The following is a 16,453-nucleotide window of genomic DNA, read 5'->3' on the forward strand; positions in this document are numbered from 1 at the left end:
CAACGGGTTTTCGGACGGGGCTCCGGGCCGGGAGGTGTGCGGTCAGCCGCCGATGGCCGACATCGGGCGGGACGGCTGCAGGAAGCTGGGGTCGTTGATGCCGTGTCCGGGCAGCTTGGCGGAGACGGCCGCGGTCCAGCGCTCGGCGATCTCGTCGTCGGTGGCGCCGCCGCGCAGCAGGGAGCGCAGGTCGGACTCCTCGCGCGCGAAGAGGCAGTTGCGGATCTGGCCGTCGGCGGTGAGCCTGACCCGGTCGCAGGCGCCGCAGAAGGGCCTGGTGACCGAGCCGATGACTCCGACGGTGGCCGGTTCGCCGTTGGGGAAGCGGACCCCGCGCACGTGGAAGAGCTCCGCGGGGGCGCTGCCCCGGGTGTCGCTGTCGGCGGGCTCCAGCGTGAACTCCGCCTCGAGACGGCCCAGGATCTCCTCGGCCGTGATCATGTTGTCGCGCCGCCATCCGTGCTGGGCGTCGAGCGGCATCTGCTCGATGAACCGCAGCTCGTAGCCGCGTTCGACGCAGTAGCGCAGGAGGCCGGCGGCCTCGGCGTCGTTGATGTCGCGCATGAGGACGGTGTTGACCTTGACCGGGGTGAGTCCGGCCCGGGCGGCGCCCGCCAGCCCGTCGAGGACGTCGTCGAGCCTGCGCCGGCGGGCGAGGGTCTCGAACACCTCGGGGTCGAGGGTGTCGAGGGAGACGTTGACCCGGTCGAGCCCGGCCTCGGCGAGGGCGGGAGCCATGCGGGCGAGGCCGATGCCGTTGGTGGTGAGGGCGGTCCGGGGCCGGGGGGCGAGGGCGGTGGTGCCCGCGACGAGGCCGGGCAGCCCGCGCCGGAGCAGGGGTTCGCCGCCAGTGAAGCGGACCTCGGTGATGCCGAGCCGCGTCACCCCGATCCCGATGAGCCGGAGGAGTTCGTCGTCGGTGAGCAGGTCCGGTTTGGGCAGCCACTCCAGGCCCTCGGGGGGCATGCAGTAGGTGCATCGGAGGTTGCAGCGATCGGTGAGCGACACACGCAGGTCGGTCGCCAGTCGCCCATAGGAATCGGCCAGCACGGGCCCCACCCTCTCCAGTCCGAGTCATCGGGCTTGTCTTGTGGGCTATACCCGCCCGCGGGGTTCGGCAGAGATCAGCGTAGAAGATCCCTTTCATTACCGGACATCCTGATCACACCCTATGACGCATTTCGTTGTCGAACACGAAGTTGAAGCGGCTGGTAGGGCGATCGCACAGGTACGGACCCGGCCCCGGGGCCCGCGGCCCGGGACGTCCGGGATCCCCCGGATCCGACGGGCCCCGCCTGCCCGCCCCGGCCTCGTGTACACGGGCTCCGCCGCCCCTTAGGGTGACCATCCCAGAGAGCGTCCCGGCGGCACCCGTCGCCGCGGCCGGGACCGGCCGCCGGGGACGACGACACGGGCGAGGAGGCAGGACACGGTGATCACCACACGCGAGTGGGCCCTGGCGGGCGGACCCGACGGGTCCGGGAAGCTGGCGGCGAGGGCCTGGGCGCCGACCGAGGGCGAGCCGACGTGGCTGGCCGTGCTGGTCCACGGCTACGGCGAGCACCTGGGCCGGTACCAGCAGGTCGCCGCCGACCTGGTCGCGGCCGGCGCCGTCGTCTACGGGGCCGACCACCGGGGCCACGGGCTGTCGTCCGGGGAGCGGGTCCTGATCGACGACTACGCGGGCGTGGTGGAGGACGTGCACCGCCTGATCACGCAGGCGCGCACCGCCTACCGGACGCTGCCGCTGGTCCTGATCGGCCATTCGATGGGCGGACTGGTCGCGTCGCGCTACGCGCAGGTCCACCCCGAGGCGCTCCAGGCGCTGGTGCTCTCCGGCCCCGTCCTGGGCCGCTGGACCGCCCTGGAGCAGATCGCCGCCGCCGAGCGGATCCCCGAGGCCCCCATCGACCCGGCCACGCTCTCGCGCGACCCCGCCGTGGGCGAGGCGTACGCGGCCGACGAACTGGTGTGGCACGGCCCGTTCAAGCGGGACACCGTCGACGCCCTGCTGGCCGAGCTGGAGTGGGGCGTCAGATCCGGGACCCTGGGGTCGCTGCCGCTCCTGTGGGTGCACGGGTCCGAGGACCGCCTGGTGCCGGTGGCCGACACCAGGGTCGGCATCGAGGCGATCGCGGGCGAGGACTTCACCGCCCGGATCTTCCCCGGCGCGCGGCACGAGGTGTTCAACGAGACCAACCGGGACGAGGTGATGGCCGAGGTCGTCCGCTTCGCCCAGCGGTTCGCGGTCGCGAACGTCACCCTCTAGGACCCGGGGGCGTCCCCGGCCCGCTCCCGTGTCCGCCGTTCCCGCTCCCAGGCGCGGAACCGCGGCGGCACAGCGGCGCGGCGGCCGCGAACAGCGCCCCCGCCACCGCTTTGCCGGGGCGTGCCGCCGGTCCCGCCCGGGGCGGCGCGGCGGAGGGTTCCGGCCCGCAGGGGCCGACGGGGGCGGCCCCGGGCCGCCGTGGACCGCTCCGGGAGGGGCGAACGGCCGCCCCGACGGCCGGAGCCCCCCGCCCCGACGGCTACACGTACAGCTGGCCGCGGGGCTGGAGGGGGTGGGCGAGGGTCTCGGAGTAGGCGGTGGCCAGCCGGTCGACCGCGTCGGCGAGGACGTCCGGCGGCTGGGTGTAGGCCAGGCGCAGGTAGCGCTCCAGGGTGCCGTCCGCGCCGAACACCGGTCCGGCCGCCGGGTGCACCCCGTGCCGGACGGCGGCCGCGGACAGCGCCCCCGCGACGGGGTGGGGCAGGGTCGTCCACAGCACCAGCCCCCCGCCGGGCACGCTGGAACGCCAGTCGGGCAGCCGCTCGCGCAGCGCGTGCAGCAGCGCGTCGCGGTTGCGGCGCAGCTGGCGGCTGCGCTCGGCCCGGACGCGCATCACGTCGGCGAGCAGGTGGGTGGCGGTGAGCTGGTCCAGGACCGCCCCGGCCAGGTCGAAGCGCTGGCGGGTGGCCATCAGCCTGGCGACCATGGGCGGCGTGGTCCGCACCCATCCGACCCGCAGTCCGCCCCACAGCAGCTTGGCCACCGACCCCACGGTCAGGACCCGCCCGTCCGTGTCGTGGGCGGCCACCGGGGCGGGCAGGTCCCCGGAGTCGATGGCCAGCTCGCAGACCGACTCGTCGACGATCAGGTGGGTGCCGGCCCTGCGCGCCTCGCGCACCACCACCCGGCGCTCGTCGTCGTCCATCAGGGCGCCGGTGGGGTTCTGGAAGTCGGGGATGAGGTAGGCCAGCTCGGGCCTCCACTGGCGGAACGCGTCGGTGAGGTACTCCATGTCCCACCCCTGCGGGGTCACCCCGACGGTGCGCACGCGCGCGCCGGTGCGGCGGGCGGCGTCCAGCGCGTGCGGGTAGGTCGGCGACTCCACCAGCACCTCGTCGCCGGGCTGGACCAGCAGGTCCATGATCAGGGCGATGCCCTGCTGGGCGCCGTTGGTGACGAAGATCTGCTCCGGGGTGGTGGGCAGGCCGCGCTCCACGTAGCGGCGGGCGATGGCGTGCCTCAGCTCGGGGAGGCCGTAGGGGTAGTAGCCGAGTCCGCCGACGTGCGCGGAGAGCTGCTCGGCGGCCTGGACGGCGGCGGCGCGCAGGCCCTCCACGGCGGGCGGCGCGGCCACGCCGAGGTCGATGTGCTCGGAGGCGTGCGAGAACGGCGAGGGTTCGCCGGTGGCCGCGTCGGGGAGGACGGTCCAGCTGCCCGCGCCCTGCCGGCTCTCCAGGAAGCGGTTGTCGCGCAGCCACGCGTAGGCGGCGGTGATGGTGTTGCGGCTGACGCCGAGGGCGGCGGCCAGGTCGCGCTCGGCGGGCAGACGGGTGTTGGTGGGGACCCGGCCGTCCAGGACGAGCGCGCTGACGGCCCGGGAGATGGCGAGGTAGTAGGGGCGTTCGACGGGGGCCTCGCCGATGAGGCGCGCCAGGAGCCGGCCGTTGATCCGCCGGGTGCCGCTCCCCCCGCTGGTGCGCTCCAGGCGGCGGCCGCTCTGCCTCGCCATGCCGTTCCCCCGTCTTCCCCCGCGTCGCGAAACGGGCCAGTTGACTGGATTGGCACTTCATTTCCAGCGCCACCTCCGTCACGATACCCAGGTGGATCCCCTTATGGCTCCCGGTCCGGACGAGCCGGTGGGGGTTCGAGCCGCGGGCGCCCGGCGGCCTGCCGCCGTGCCCCGCTCCCGCGCCGCCCCGCCCCGCGGCGCTTCATCCGATGATCCCAGGAATGCGTTCCCCAGGGCGGTCCCTGCGCCGCCGGGACCCGCGCGGTCCGCACCGCGCCGGGAGCGCCTCCCCGACCGAAGGACAGGAACCCCAGTGACCGCAGAACAGCGCCCCGTCCGCTCGACGGCAGCCGGCCCGCTCGGCCGGGTGATGATCACCCCGGTCCTGCCGCGCCCCCGGCTGCGCCGCCTGGTCCGGCTGTACGCGGGACTGACCCTCTACGGCCTGAGCGGTGCGCTGCTGGTCCACTCCGGGCTCGGCTCCATGCCCTGGGACGTGCTGCACCAGGGCCTGGCCCGTCAGACGGGCCTGTCCATCGGCACGTGGAGCGTGCTGGTGGGCGCCCTGCTGATGCTGCTGTGGATCCCCCTGCGGCAGAAGCCCGGCCTGGGCACGCTGAGCAACGTGGTCGTGGTCGGCATGACGGTGGACCTGTTCCTGTGGCTGCTGCCCGGAACCGACTCCCTGGTGGCGCGGGTCGGGCTGCTGGTGCTCGGGGTGCTGGTGTGCGCGATCGCGACAGGATGCTACATCGGGGCCGGGCTCGGTCCGGGCCCGCGGGACGGGCTCATGACGGGACTGGCCGCGCGGGGGTGGTCGGTGCGGCTGGCGCGCACCGTGATCGAGGTGACGGTCGTGGTGACCGGGGTGCTCCTGGGAGGCACGGTGGGGGTGGGAACCGTGGTCTTCGCGGTGGCGATCGGTCCCCTCGCGCACCTGTTCCTGCCACTGCTCCGCATGCCGGACGAGACACCCGAAACCCCGGCCCCACAGGGGTCTTAGCCGTTTCGTCACCGGTCGTTGATCACCGCGTCATAACTTCTGCTCACCAAATTCCCCCAATACCCCACATACTTCGCTGCACCTCCAGATGCACGTGCACTTGCGGGTAGCGCGGGCCCGGCGGAGGGAGGAAGATGGGACCGCGGTGAACGGAAGGACCGTCTTCGGCACGGTTCCTCGGTGACCGGCCTTTTCGGCTGCCCTTACCTGGGCACATACCCGGGTACGAAGGCAGAGGACGGGCCGGCCGGAGGACGCGCGTGACCCGAACGGCGCCCTGTCCCACCAGCGGGTTCCCACCCGTTGGCGGGTGGGGGAAGGACCCCGGATGGGTGTGCGCGCGGTCGTGCGCGAAACCGTCCGCGATGGTGCGGCAGACCCCCGCGAGTCATCGGCGCCGACCGCAGCAACCAGGACGACGTGATGGGGGTGAGCCGCGTGCCCGGCTGGATTGAAGACTACGCAATGATCGGCGACATGCAGACCGCCGCGCTGGTCGGGCGTGACGGTTCGATCGACTGGGCGTGTCTGCCCGACTTCGACTCCTCGGCCTGTTTCGCCGCCCTCCTGGGCGACGACCAGAACGGGAGCTGGACCCTGAGGCCCGCCGACGGCGACCCCCGGGCCACCCGCCGGCGCTACCGGGGCGACACCCTCATCCTGGAGACCGAGTGGGACACCGCCACCGGCTCGGTGCGGGTCATCGACTTCATGCCTCCCCGCGGCGGCGCCCCCCACATCGTCCGCATCGTCGAGGGGCTGCGCGGGTCGGTGCGCATGGAGACCACCATGCGCATCCGCTTCGACTACGGCCACGTCGTGCCGTGGGTGCACCGCACCGGCGCCGAACTCGTCGCGATCGCGGGCCCCGAGGCCGTCTGGCTGAGCACGCCCGTCGAGCTCCAGGGCCACAACTTCACCCACGACGCGACCTTCGACGTCACCGCGGGCCAGCGCGTGCCGTTCGTGATGACCTGGCACCCCTCCCAGGTGGAGGAGTCCGACCACCTGGACGCCGAGAAGGCGCTCTCCCGGACCGAGCGGTTCTGGGAGAAGTGGGTCGACCAGTGCACGTACGAGGGCCCCTACCGGGAGGCGGTCATCCGCTCCCTCATCGTGCTCAAGGCCCTCACCTACCGGCCCACCGGCGGCATCGTCGCCGCCCCCACCACGTCCCTGCCCGAGGAGATCGGCGGGGTCCGCAACTGGGACTACCGCTACTGCTGGCTGCGCGACGCCACCATCACCCTGGAGGCGATGATCCGCTCCGGGTACAAGGACGAGGCCCTGGCCTGGCGCGAGTGGCTGGTGCGGGCGGTCGCGGGCGAGCCCCAGCTCATGCAGATCATGTACGGCATCCGCGGAGAGCGCCGCCTCACCGAGTGGGAGGCCGACTGGCTGCCCGGCTACGAGGCCTCGCGCCCGGTCCGGGTGGGCAACGCCGCCGTCGGCCAGTACCAGCTGGACGTGTACGGCGAGGTCATGGACGTGCTGCACCTGGCCCGCCGCCACGACATCCGCGGCGGCGACTACCTCTGGGGGTTGCAGCGCTCCCTGGTCAACTACCTGGAGTGGTGCTGGGACGAGCCCGACGAGGGGCTGTGGGAGGTGCGCGGACCCCGCCAGCACTTCGTGCACTCCAAGGTGATGGCGTGGGTGGCGGCCGACCGGGCGGTGCGCAGCATCGAGGAGTTCGGCAAGGAGGGCCCCATCGAGCGGTGGAGGGCCCTGCGCGACACCATCCACGCCGAGGTGTGCGAGTACGGCTACGACCCCCAGCGCAACACCTTCACCCAGTACTACGGCAGCAAGGAGCTCGACGCCGCCCTGCTCCTCATCCCCGAGGTCGGGTTCCTCCCCTACGACGACCCGCGCGTCGTCGGCACCATCGAGGCCGTCCGCCAGGACCTCATGGTCGACGGGTTCGTGCTCCGCTACCGCACCGACCTGGACAGCTCCGCCGACCAGCTGCCGGGCGACGAGGGCGCGTTCCTGGCGTGCAGCTTCTGGATGGCCAACGCCCTGCTGGCGATCGGCCGCCAGGACGAGGCCCGCGAGCTGTTCGAGCGGCTGCTGTCCCTGCGCAACGACGTGGGCCTGCTGGCCGAGGAGTGGGACCCGCGGGCCGGGCGCCAGGTCGGGAACTTCCCGCAGGCGTTCAGCCACGTGCCCCTGGTGACCACCGCCCTCAACCTGTCCGCCCGGCAGGGCGGCTGGCGCGCGGAGTAGGGCCCTCACGGGCCCTCTCCCCCGCCGGCCCGAAGACCGCCCGCCCCCGCGACCGGCACGGTCGCGGGGCGTGGTCGGCCGGGTCAGTCCCGGGCGAGGGCGGGGTCGGCCCACACCGGGTGGACGCTGTAGTCGTCGCTCTCCACCTCGAGCCGCAGGCGCAGGGCGTTCCGCACGTCCACCTCGATCTCCAGGGGCTCGCCCAGGCCCAGGGTCTCGGTGAGCTCCGGCTCCCCGTCCACGTGGACGATGAACGTGGTGGCGGCGTCCGCCCGCGAATCGTCCTGCACCCCGATGACGGCGGTGAAGGTCGTCCAGTTGCGGCCGAGGTCGTAGTCGATCCAACCGGTGCACTCGCTGTACTCGGACTCCGCGCAGGCACCGGGCGCCAGCGCCCGCGTGTACACCTGGCCGTCGACCTGCGCACGGCCCGTCTCCGGTTCCCAGTTCCCCTCCTGGTCGACGGAGACCACCTGCGTGAGCAGGGTGGTGTCCCCGCCGTTCGGGGCACCGGACGCCCCGTCCCCGCTCGGGTCGGTGACGCCCGGAACCGGCCCGGTCCCCTCCTCGGCGGGCTCGGAGGCGGTGCCCGCCCCGTCGCTCCCGGACGGCTCCGGGGCCTCTGCTCCCGCTCCGTCCGGCTCCTCGGCGGCCGCGGTCGCCGAGGCTATCCGGACCATGACGTAGTAGGTGCCGGCGGAGCCCGCGAGCATGGCGAGGACGACGACGACCGCCAGCCCGATCAGCTTGGGCTTGCGCGACTTCCGCCGGGCGGGCGCCGCGGCCTCGGCGGGCGCGTGGGCCGCGGGGGCGAAGGCCCCGGTGGCCTCGGGGCGCGGGGGGACGCTCCAGCCGGGCCGGGATCCGGCCGGCGCCCGGTGGGGCGGGAGGGCCGGGCCCGAGTAGGCGCCGGCCCCCGGCTGTGCTCCGCCGGCGGGCGGACGCCGGTTCGGCATGCCCTGTGCCGGTGCTCCGGGGCGCGGCCCGCGGGGCGGCTGCCCCGGCTGGGGCCCGGTCTGCCCCGGCCTCCGGGGCGCCGTGCCCTGCCCCGCGCCCGGGGGGCCGACGGGGGGTTGCGCCGCCTGGGACCGCCGGGGCCCCGGGGCGGCCTGGGGTGCGCCGCGCAGCCCGCCGACGGGGCGCGGGGGCATGTCGTCGGCGTCCGGCACCGACGGAGCGGACGGAGCGGGGGCGGACGCCTGCGCGGCGGGCGCCTCCGAGGGCGCGGGCGGCCCCTCGGCGCCGGACCGCTCCTGCTGCGGGGGCGGGCCCCCGGCCGGGGCGCTCACCGGGGGCGGGCCGGAGAACCGGGCGCCCTGCGGCGGAGCGGCCCCCTCGGCGGCGGGGCCCTCGGCCCGCGGGGCCGCCGCACGGTCCTCCGGCGCGCCGGGCGCGTCCCCGGCGGAGGACTCCGGCGCGGACGGCTCCGCGGCGCCGTGGGGGGTCTCGGTCACTGCCGCTGCCAGGACGGCGTCGCCCGGGTCGGAGGCCGGCCCGGTCCACGGCGCCGACGTGGCCAGCGACCGCAGGGCCCGGATCCAGTCCGCGGCCTCGGGGCGGTCGCCAGGTTCGGCCGAGAACATGGCCGTGACGAGCTCGCGCTGCCGCTCCCCCGCGTTCGCGACCAGGGGCAGCGCGCCGAAGCGCTCGCGCAGCTGCTCGGGGGCGGGCGGCGGGTCCTCCCCGGTGAGGGTGAAGTAGGCGATGGCGCCGAACGCGTACCGGTCCGTGGCCGCCGAGTACTCGCCGGTGAAGATCTCCGGGGCCGCGTACCCGGGGGTGAACCAGGGGCGGGCGGTCATGTGGCGCGCGGCGATCCGGCTCAGGCCGAAGTCGACCAGCGTCGCCTGGCCCTCGTCGCTGATCATGACGTTGCCGGGCGACAGGTCCCCGTGCACCACCACCCGCTTGGAGGGGGTGGCACGGCCGGAGTGCAGCACGTCCAGCACCAGGGCGACCTGCTCCAGGTAGCGCAGCGCCTCCCGCTGGCCGCGCGGCCCCTCCACCGCGTGCTCGGCCCGCCAGTCGCGCAGGTCCACGCCCTGGACGTAGTTCATGACCAGGTAGAGGGCGCGGTCGGTGTACTCGCCCGACCCTTCGGCCGGGTGCTCCGGGGCGCCCTCGAAGTGCTCGCGGACGCCGACCACCCCGAGCCGGTTGATGAAGCGCAGCAGCTCCGCCTGCTCGCCCCACCTGGCGCTGAGCTCGGCGAACTGCTCCTCGTTCGCGGTCACGTCGGAGTTGAGGACCTTGACCACGACGGGCTCGGTCTGTCCCGCCAGGGTCACCTCGGCGAGGTAGAGGGTGGCCTCGCCGCCGCGGCCCACCGATCGCACCAGGCGGTACTTGTCCGGTTGGGTGTCCGGACCGACGTAGAGATGAAGGCTCACTCTCTGACACTCATTCCACACGGGGGGCAGGCGCTTCTGGGGCGCAGGGGATCCCGCCCTCGGGCGGGAGACCACAGTAACGCGGGCGGATGTACTCTTACGCCCTGTACGACCGGAAGGCCGTAAGTGGCCGCCGGCCGTCTCGCACGCGAACACGGACGGGGGCCGCGGTGACCGGAGAACGGGTCCTCGGCGGCCGCTACCGCCTGCTCTCCCTCCTGGGCCGGGGCGGGATGGGCGAGGTCTGGCGGGCCGTCGACGAGCTCCTGGACAGGCATGTCGCCGTCAAGCTGATCCGGCCCGGCCGGGCGGGGTCCGAGGAGGTCTCCGCGCGGTTCCGCCGCGAGGCGCGGATCACCGCCCGCCTGGCGGGCCACCCCAACGTGGTGATCCTGCACGACTTCGGCCGGGACGACACCCCCGGCGCCCCGGGCTCGGTGTACGCGGTCATGGAGCTGGTGTCCGGGCGCTCCCTGACAGCGGTCCTGCGGGAGAGCGGCCCGATGCCGGTGCCGCGCGCCGCCGACCTGGTGTCGCAGGCCGCGTCGGGCCTGGGGGCGGCGCACGCGGCGGGGGTCGTGCACAGGGACGTGAAGCCGGGCAACCTGATGGTGGTCGGGGAGGGCTCCGGGGGCGGCACCGTGAAGGTGCTGGACTTCGGGATCGCCGCCATCACGGCGGCCACCCAGAGCCGCCGCATCACCCAGACGGGCCAGGTCATCGGCACGCCCCTGTACATGCCGCCCGAGCAGGTCCGCGGCGAGCAGGTCGAGCGGTCCGGCGACCTCTACGCCCTGGGCACGATCCTGTACCAGCTGCTGACGGGGCGTCCCCCGTTCCACTCCGACAACCCGCTGGCCGTGCTGCGCATGCACCTGGTCGACACCCCCGCGGCCGCCGCCGAGCTGCGCCCGGAGGTGCCGGCGCCGCTGTCGGAACTGGTGGCGTCGATGCTGGCCAAACGCCCGGAGGACCGGCCCGTGAGCGCCGAGGACGTGCGGGACCGGTTGGCGCCCTTCCTCCCCTCCCGCACCGGGCGGCCGTCCCGGCCGCGGTCCCTGCCGGGGCCGGTCGGCCCGGCCCCGGGCACCCGGCCGTACACGCGGGCGGGGACCACCCGCCCGGAGACGGTCGGCCCGGAGGAGCCCGCGCGCCTCCTGGCGCTGGTGGAGGAGGCCCGCGCTCCCGCCGACACGGGGCAGTTCGCGGCGGCCGCGCGGGAGCTGCGCGGACTGCTGCCCCGGCTGCGGGCGACGTTCGGCCCCGACCACCAGGACACGCTGCGGGCACGCCGCCAGGAGGCGTACCTGACCGGCAAGAGCGGGGAGCACCGGCGGGCGGTGGTCCTCCTGGACTCCCTGCTGTCCGACCTGCTGCGGGTCCACGGGGCCCGGCACCCGGAGACGCTGGCCGTCCGGTACTACCTGGCCACGAACGCGGGGCGGGCGGGCGACCACGCGCTGGCGGCGAGGGTGCACGAGGAGCTGGTGCCCGACCTGGTGGCCGTGCACGGGCCCGGCTCGGAGAGGGTGCTGACCACGCGCCTGTACCTGGCGTTCGAGGTCGGCGAGGCGGGTCGGCCGGAGCGGGCCGTGGAGCTGCTGGAGGAGCTGGTTCCGGACCTGACCCGGCGGCTGGGCGAGGACGACGCCGCGACGCTGCGGGCCCTCCACTACCACGCCGCCTACCTGGGCCACGCCGGACGCCCGGCGGAGGCCGCCCGGCGGTACCACGCGCTGCTCGCCCGGTACACGCGGGTGCACGGCGCCCGGAGCGAGGCGACGGCGCGCATCCGAGCCCACCTGCGTCAGTGGCAGGACCGCTCCCGCCGCCAAGGCGGCACGCCGCCCCTGTGACGAGGACGGCGGTGGAAGTATCGTGGGTCCCATGGCAGCCGGCGCACGGGGGTGAGATCTATGGGTCGCGAGGAAGCCGATCGTCCGGACGGGGCGTCGATGTCGCTGTCTGCCGCTAGGGTTCTGGCCATGGCCAAGGACCTCAACGAAATCATGGAAGCCGGGTGGGCGAAGGCCCTGGAGCCGGTCGCGCCCCAGATCGCCGCGATGGGCGACTTCCTCCGCAGGGAGGTCGCCGAGGGACGCACCTACCTGCCCGCCGGGGACAACGTCCTGCGCGCCTTCCAGCAGCCCTTCGACGACGTGCGCGTGCTCATCGTGGGCCAGGACCCCTACCCCACCCCCGGCAACGCCGTGGGGCTGAGCTTCTCCGTCGCCCCCGACGTGCGCCTGCCCGCGAGCCTGCGCAACATCTACAAGGAGATGCAGGACGACGTCGGCACGACCATGCCCTCCAACGGCGACCTCACCCCGTGGACCGAGCAGGGCGTGCTGCTGCTCAACCGGGTGCTGACGGTGGCCCCCGGCAGTGCCGGGTCGCACCGCGGCAAGGGGTGGGAGGCCGTGACCGAGCAGGCCATCCGGGCACTGGCCGAGCGCGACAAGCCGCTGGTGGCGATCCTGTGGGGGCGCGACGCCCGCAACCTGCGCCCGATGATGCCGGGCGTTCCGTGCGTCGAGTCCGCGCACCCCAGCCCGCTGTCGGCGCGCAACGGCTTCTTCGGTTCCAGGCCGTTCAGCAAGACCAACGCGATGCTGGAGGAGCAGGGCGCCAAGCCGGTCGACTGGCAGCTGCCCTAGCTCCACCGGCTCCACCCCTTCCCCTGTCGACCTGCGGACTCGGCGCCTCCCCCGGTGCCGGGTCCGACCGCGTTCCACCCCCTGAAAGCGGAAAGGCCCCCTGGCCATGGCGAAAGAGCTCTCCTACGCGGACGCGCTGAAGATCCTCGGCAAGAACGACTCGGACCTCCTGGACTTCGCGGAGAAGCTGGCCGACGGCGGGCTCGGCCTGGTGGGGGTGCCGGACCTCTTCGGGGCCAGGTCCTACCTGGTCGGCAAGGGACGGCAGGCCGTCGAGGGGATCCGGGACAAGATCTCCGGCGAGAGCCGGATGTCGCGGACCGAGAGGATCGCGGCCGCCCGACGGATCCTCCTGACCGTCTCCTTCCTGGAGGCGGTCGAGGAGTCCTGGGAGTCGGCCTCGGTGCCGTTCCCCCTGGAGGACCTGCGGCCGGCCTCGGAGGGACAGCTCGCGGCGGTCCTCCACGGCTATCCGGCCGACCCCGCGCTGCCGGGGGCCCTGACCTCCGCGCACCTCCAGGAGACGGGCGGGCCCGATCAGGGGGACGTGCTCTACCCGGGCGCGGCCGAGGCCTTCGTCCGGGGGATCCCGGGGGCGGCCGCTGCCGCGGAGCACGGGATCACGTCCGTGGACCACCCCTCCCTCCAGCTGTTGGCGCTGGACCTGCCCCGGCGCGCGCACGACCGCTACCGGGAGAACTACCGCAGGCTCGCCTCGGAGATCCCCGAGTTCGGCATGTGGGCGCAGCTCGAGGCGCACGAGCACACGCGCCGGAGCCTGGACACCGGCCTCGGGGAGCTGCACCGGCAGCTCTCGGCGATCGCGTCACGGCGCGGGGTGGACGTCCGGCGCAGGGAGCTGGCCGCCTCCTACCGCGCGGTCCTGCGGCAGCCCGTCCTGAGGACGAACGAGACCGCGCCGGGTCTGGTCCTGCCTCCCCTGGAAGAGGCCTACATCCCGCCGCGCGGCCGGATCGCGCGGATCCACGGCGGCGCCTCGCCCTCGACCGAGGAGTGGTGGCAGCGGCAGACCCTGTTCGACGACCTCCAGGGGTTCCTCGCCGCCCACCTGGTCCACACGGACAGCACCGGGTTCCCCACCGTCGTCCTCGGCCACCCCGGGGCGGGCAAGTCCAAGTTCACGGAGATGCTCTCCGCCAGGCTCCCCGAGTCCGACTTCCTGCCGATCCGGGTGGAGCTGCGGTCGGTCCTGCCCAACTCCCCCATCCACGTCCAGATCGAGGAGGGGCTGGCCGCCACCCTCCACACCAGGGTGTCCTGGCGCGAACTCGCGGAGTCCGCGGACGGCGCGCTCCCCGTCATCATCCTGGACGGCTTCGACGAGCTCCTCCAGGCGACCGGGGTGGACCGCTCCGACTACCTGGAGCGGGTGCAGGAGTTCCAGCTCCAGCAGGAGGCCCTGGGCCGGCCGGTGGTGGTCGTCGTGACCAGCCGCACGGTCGTGGCCGACCGGGCGCGCTTCCCGGAGGGCACCACCGTGATCAGGCTGGAGCCCTTCGACGAGCCGCGGATCGGGCAGATGCTGGAGGTGTGGAACGGGGCGAACGCGCGGGCCTTCGCCTCCTCCGGCCTGGCCCCCCTCACGCCCGGGGTGCTGGCGCCGTACTCGGAACTGGCCGAGCAGCCCCTCCTCCTGCTGATGCTGCTCGTGTACGACGGCGAGGGCAACGCCCTGCGCCGGGCGGGCGACGCCCTCGGGCAGGGCGAGCTGTACGAGCGGCTGCTGACCATGTTCGCCCGGCGCGAGGTGGAGAAGCACCGGCCGGGGCTGGGCACGCGCGACTTCGCCGCGGCGGTCGAGGACGAGCTGCGCCGCCTGGAGGTCGCCGCCCTGGCGATGTTCACCCGGCGCAAGCAGAGCGTCACCGCGGACGAGCTGGAGCAGGACCTCGCGGTCCTCATGCCCGACGCGGCGGTGCGCCCCGAGGATCCGGGCCTGCACGGGCGGATCGACGCCGCGCACCAGGTGCTGGGGCGCTTCTTCTTCGTCCACGAGTCCCGGGCCCGGGTGGGCGACGGATCCGCGAGCGTGTTCGAGTTCCTGCACGCCACCTTCGGCGAGTACCTGGTGGCCAGGGCCGTGGACGCGGCCCTGGCCGACCTGGACGACGCCCGGGCGCGTTCGTCGCGCCGCCGGGGCCGGAGCGTCCGCACGGACGACGGCGAGCTGTTCGCCCTGTCGTCGTTCGCGGGTTACGCCGGGCGCGACAAGGTGGTGGACTTCCTCTCGGAGATGCTGGAGCGGCGGTTCGCGGAGGAGCCGGAGGCCCGCGAGGACTACGCCCGGCTGCTCGTGGAGCTGTTCCAGGAGGCGCCGTTCCCGGCCTCCAACCGGTCCTACACCGAGTACGAGCCGGCCCGGCTCCGGCTGTCCCACCGCGAGGCGAACTACACCGCCAACCTCATGATCCTGCTGGTCCTGGTCAGACAGGAGCCGGTGGACGCCCGGGAGCTGTTCCCCGGGGCCGAGGAGCCCGACCAGTTCCTCCGGGGCACGACGTCGATGTGGCGCCTCCTGCCCGGCGCGGAGTGGTACAGCATCATGTCCGCGATCCGCGTCCGCCACCTGGACGGCTGGTCGGAGGACGGGGTGGTCACCGTGCTGGAGCGGGAGGACGGCTCGCCCGTCGACGTCGGGGAGTGCATGGGGTTCGAGCTGAGCAGGCGAAGGCATCCCGGCCCGGTGGTCATGGACCCCTACGGCGTCACCGTGCCCTACGACTCGGTCACCTCCCGACTGATCCGGTCGATGGCGATGCGCGTCAACGGCACGGCGGCGCGCTTCGCGCTCGGGCTCGTGCCGTACCTGCGCCACGTCTCCGACGACCTGGGCACCTGGTACCAGGACCCGAAGGACGACCGGGTCTGGGCCGAGCTGCACGAGATCCAGCGGCTGCGCATGGAGCCCCCGCAGCTCCACCCCCACCAGCGCCTGGACAGCTACCGGAGGCTGCTCTCGCAGACGAGTCTGGGCCGCCTCGAACTCATCACGCTGACCCAGGCCGCCGCCGACCTGGCCGCGGCCTCGACGGCGCCCTTCCCGACCGTGCTGCCCGAGCACCTGGCGAAGCTGCTGCGCCGCTACTTCGCGCACCTGCGGGAGGTCGTCCCCGGCCCCCTGCTCGGCGCGGACCTCGTCATGCCGGTCCTGGCCTCCCTGCCCGGGGACGTCGTCACCGACCAGGTGAGGGAACACGTCCTGGGGCTCCTGCGCGCGGCCGGCCCGGGGGCGGCGCCGCCCCCGTCCGATCCCCCGCCCGTCGACGCGGCCCTCCCCCTCCGGCGGGTGGACTCCGCCGCGAACCAGTACGGCAGCGGGGGTGGCGGCGGCTAGTTCCGTGGCGCCGTCCCGCGGACGCGGCTCACCAGGGCCGGGAGGACCTCCCCGATGGGGTCGTGCAGGACCGCTCCCGCGAAGTCGTCGTAGGGGGTGGGCTCCGCGTTGACCACGACCAGGGCGGCGCGCGCCATCATCGCGACGTCGCACAGCCCGGCCACGGGGTGGACGGTCAGCGAGGTCCCCACGGCCATGAACACGTCGCACTCCTGGGCGGCGCGGGTGGCCTCGCCGATGACGTCGGGGTCGAGCCGCTGGCCGAAGGAGACGGTGTCCGCCTTCTGGATGCCACCGCACGCGAGGCAGTGGGGGTCGGACTCCTCGTCCAGCCGCTCCAGCACCACGGGGGTGGGGGTGCGCAGCCCGCACGCCATGCACATGATGCGCAGCATGGTGCCGTGCACCTCGATGACGGCGTCGTCGGGCACCCCGCCGCGCTGGTGGAGGCCGTCGATGTTCTGGGTGATGAGCGCCCGCAGCCGGCCCATGGCCCGCAGGTCGGCGAACGCCCGGTGCGCGGCGTTGGGCTCGGCCTCCCACACCGGGTGGACGCGGCGCTGCGACCACACCTCGCGGCGCACGTCCACGTCGCCCATGTAGGAGTCGATGTCCGACATGGCCTCCGCGCTCGGGTTCGTCGTCCACAGCCCCTTCGGTCCCCGGAAGTCGGGGATCCCGGAGTCGGTGGAGACGCCGGCGCCGGTGAGCACGGTGATGCTCCCGGCGGAGGACAGGAGGTCGGCGGCGCGCTCGAACTCCTCGGGGTCGGCGAACGGCGCGGAACGGGTGCTCATCGAGGCCATACCCCATTGTTGCAG

The 16,453-nt window shown here is 74.2% G+C and carries 10 protein-coding genes; 6 read left to right on the top strand and 4 right to left on the bottom strand.

Features of this window, described 5'->3' with window-relative positions; all coding sequences use genetic code 11:
• Window positions 1–42: 42 nt before the first annotated feature.
• Window positions 43–1,050, bottom strand: coding sequence for a GTP 3',8-cyclase MoaA (moaA, locus tag ACQPYD_RS22070; RefSeq protein ID WP_433697486.1), 1,008 nt, complete (start codon window positions 1,048–1,050; stop codon window positions 43–45).
• Window positions 1,051–1,432: 382 nt separating this feature from the next.
• On the opposite strand from moaA, the gene ACQPYD_RS22075 reads away from it, so the two are divergent.
• Complete coding sequence (locus ACQPYD_RS22075) at window positions 1,433–2,269, top strand: alpha/beta hydrolase (protein WP_433697488.1); 837 nt, start codon at window positions 1,433–1,435, stop codon at window positions 2,267–2,269.
• Window positions 2,270–2,528: 259 nt separating this feature from the next.
• Here the strand turns inward: ACQPYD_RS22075 and ACQPYD_RS22080 are convergent, their stop codons facing one another.
• Window positions 2,529–3,998, bottom strand: a complete 1,470-nt coding sequence (locus ACQPYD_RS22080; RefSeq protein ID WP_330158308.1) for a PLP-dependent aminotransferase family protein — start codon at window positions 3,996–3,998, stop codon at window positions 2,529–2,531.
• A 370-nt stretch (window positions 3,999–4,368) separates the two neighbouring features.
• On the opposite strand from ACQPYD_RS22080, the gene ACQPYD_RS22085 reads away from it, so the two are divergent.
• Window positions 4,369–5,001 carry a YczE/YyaS/YitT family protein gene (locus ACQPYD_RS22085; protein ID WP_433702103.1) on the top strand — a complete coding sequence of 211 codons (633 nt, stop codon included), beginning with the start codon at window positions 4,369–4,371 and terminating at the stop codon, window positions 4,999–5,001.
• Between the two features lie 423 nt (window positions 5,002–5,424).
• On the top strand, window positions 5,425–7,230 hold the full coding sequence (locus ACQPYD_RS22090) for a glycoside hydrolase family 15 protein (protein ID WP_433697489.1): 1,806 nt from the start codon (window positions 5,425–5,427) through the stop codon (window positions 7,228–7,230).
• An 83-nt stretch (window positions 7,231–7,313) separates the two neighbouring features.
• Here the strand turns inward: ACQPYD_RS22090 and ACQPYD_RS22095 are convergent, their stop codons facing one another.
• The gene (locus ACQPYD_RS22095; RefSeq protein ID WP_433697490.1) at window positions 7,314–9,620 is read right to left on the bottom strand and encodes a protein kinase domain-containing protein; all 2,307 of its coding nucleotides are present in this window, start codon (window positions 9,618–9,620) and stop codon (window positions 7,314–7,316) included.
• Window positions 9,621–9,790: 170 nt separating this feature from the next.
• Here ACQPYD_RS22095 and ACQPYD_RS22100 point away from each other — a divergent pair, with 170 nt between their 5' ends.
• From ACQPYD_RS22100 to ACQPYD_RS22110, 3 genes are all read left to right on the top strand, one after another.
• Window positions 9,791–11,476 carry a protein kinase domain-containing protein gene (locus tag ACQPYD_RS22100; protein ID WP_433697491.1) on the top strand — a complete coding sequence of 562 codons (1,686 nt, stop codon included), beginning with the start codon at window positions 9,791–9,793 and terminating at the stop codon, window positions 11,474–11,476.
• 153 nt (window positions 11,477–11,629) lie between these two features.
• A complete protein-coding gene (locus tag ACQPYD_RS22105) occupies window positions 11,630–12,277 on the top strand; it encodes a uracil-DNA glycosylase (protein ID WP_433702104.1) in 648 nt (215 codons plus the stop codon).
• A gap of 106 nt (window positions 12,278–12,383) precedes the next feature.
• Complete coding sequence (locus tag ACQPYD_RS22110) at window positions 12,384–15,632, top strand: NACHT domain-containing protein (RefSeq protein ID WP_433697492.1); 3,249 nt, start codon at window positions 12,384–12,386, stop codon at window positions 15,630–15,632.
• On the opposite strand, the gene ACQPYD_RS22115 is transcribed toward ACQPYD_RS22110, so the two are convergent.
• Window positions 15,629–16,438, bottom strand: coding sequence for an SIR2 family NAD-dependent protein deacylase (locus ACQPYD_RS22115; protein ID WP_433697493.1), 810 nt, complete (start codon window positions 16,436–16,438; stop codon window positions 15,629–15,631). The genes ACQPYD_RS22110 and ACQPYD_RS22115 overlap by 4 nt on opposite strands.
• Window positions 16,439–16,453: the final 15 nt, after the last annotated feature.

Origin of the sequence: Nocardiopsis sp. CA-288880 (genome assembly GCF_050955985.1) — a bacterium.
Classification (GTDB): domain Bacteria; phylum Actinomycetota; class Actinomycetes; order Streptosporangiales; family Streptosporangiaceae; genus Nocardiopsis; species Nocardiopsis tropica.